Genomic DNA, 1,678 nt, shown 5'->3' with positions numbered 1-1,678 from the left:
ATAGAAGCAGAACTCAGGAAAAAGACCGATGGTACAGCAGAACAGCGCCGCGAATACCGACAACAGCATAGTCAACCGGTGATGCAACAACTGTATGAATGGCTCAACCAACATCAACTGACTGTGCCATCGAGTTCTCCAACCGCCAAGGCGATCAATTACACTCTGAAGCGTTGGCCAGCTTTAAGCCGCTATCTGGATGATGGCAATCTACCGATTTGCAATAACTGGGTGGAAGTGCGACACGAAGTCGCTTAATGAAGTTGTTCCCCCTGCGGGAACCACCCGTGTCACCGGGTGAATCTAGAAGGCTGAATAAAGAGCGCCTTCGACAATGTAACGAGGCACCGCAAGGTGCGGGGTATCAATCGTGAGAGACGTACCCTTCTGGCAGCCATAGCCGGACAAGGGCTAGATAATCGGTATGGTGAACACATGTGAATCTGCGTAACGATCGTTAAGTTGAACGAGCGGAAATGGCTGATACGCTCGAACCAAAACGGTAATGGAGGTGGGAATTGCGTCTTTCGACTACGCATTCGTGACCCATACGCCTCCCGGTCGATAGCAGGCACCTAAGCCGATGTACTTCAGTAAGCGGAACGTGGAAATCCCGTATTACTCCCATTGGGAAAGCAGTTTGCAAAAACTGCCCATGGTGATGCGGGCGAAGGAACGAGGAAAAAGCGAATGCCAGTCTGTAATGGGTTGGATAGAGGTTGAAACATTACCCCACGCGAAAGCGGGCTGACGTCCTTATGGTCTCTCATCACAAGAGAGTGTGTAGAACCCTTTTAATGGAGGGAGAGCAAATGAATGCAGCAGTATCAGCGTGTGCACCTTCCAGCACATCGTGGGACAGCATCGATTGGATTGCTGTACAGCGTCATGTCAGAGGGCTGCAAGCGCGTATTGTGAAGGCGGTACAAGACGGCAGGCATAACAAGGCGAAAGCTTTGCAATGGCTGCTGACTCACTCGTTTAGTGGCAAAGCATTGGCCGTCAAACGAGTGTCTGAAAACAAAGGCAAAAACACGGCTGGGGTCGACAAGGTGACTTGGAATACACCCAAGGCCAAGACCGGTGCGATGATGTCGTTGAAGAGGCGAGGTTACACGCCCCTTCCGCTTCGGAGAGTCCTTATTCCGAAGAAAAATGGCAAGATGAGACCTCTCGGGATACCCACGATGAAATGCCGGGCCATGCAGGCGCTCCATCTGCTGGCTTTGGAACCCATCGCGGAGACCATCGCTGATCGGAACTCTTATGGATTCAGACCACAACGCTCAACCGCGGATGCTGCAGCACAGTGCTTTGGTGTGCTGTCAAGAAAAGTAAGTGCGGAGTGGGTGCTAGAGGGTGACATTCAAGGCTGTTTCGACAATATCAGCCATGACTGGATGATCGCCAACCTCCCAATGGACAAGGTGATTCTACGGAAATGGCTCAAAGCCGGTTACGTCTACCAAAGCAAGCTGTTTCCCAGTCTTTCCGGAACACCGCAAGGAGGTATTATCTCCCCGGTGTTGGCCAACATGACCTTGGACGGACTGGAAACGATGCTGGCGAAGAGGTTCCCTAACGCCAAATGGACAGGCAAAAAGCTGCAACTGGTACGGTATGCGGATGATTTCATCATCACGGGGTATTCTAAAGAGTGGCTCGAAAATGAAGTTCG

At 51.5% G+C, this 1,678-nt stretch carries 1 protein-coding gene and 1 pseudogene; both read left to right on the top strand.

The annotated features are described in order from the left end of the window. Positions 1-237, top strand: a pseudogene (locus FTT63_RS15360) (transposase); the annotation flags it as partial. Between the two features lie 575 nt (positions 238-812). Then, positions 813-1,678 (top strand): reverse transcriptase domain-containing protein (locus FTT63_RS15355; protein ID WP_180192476.1); only part of this gene is annotated, 866 nt, incomplete at its 3' end.

Origin of the sequence: Acinetobacter sp. C15, from assembly GCF_013420645.1 — a bacterium.
In the GTDB taxonomy this organism is placed as follows: Bacteria; Pseudomonadota; Gammaproteobacteria; order Pseudomonadales; family Moraxellaceae; genus Acinetobacter; species Acinetobacter indicus.
The sequence above is the reverse complement of the archived record's forward strand: the minus strand, read 5'-3'. Positions and strand labels throughout refer to the sequence as shown.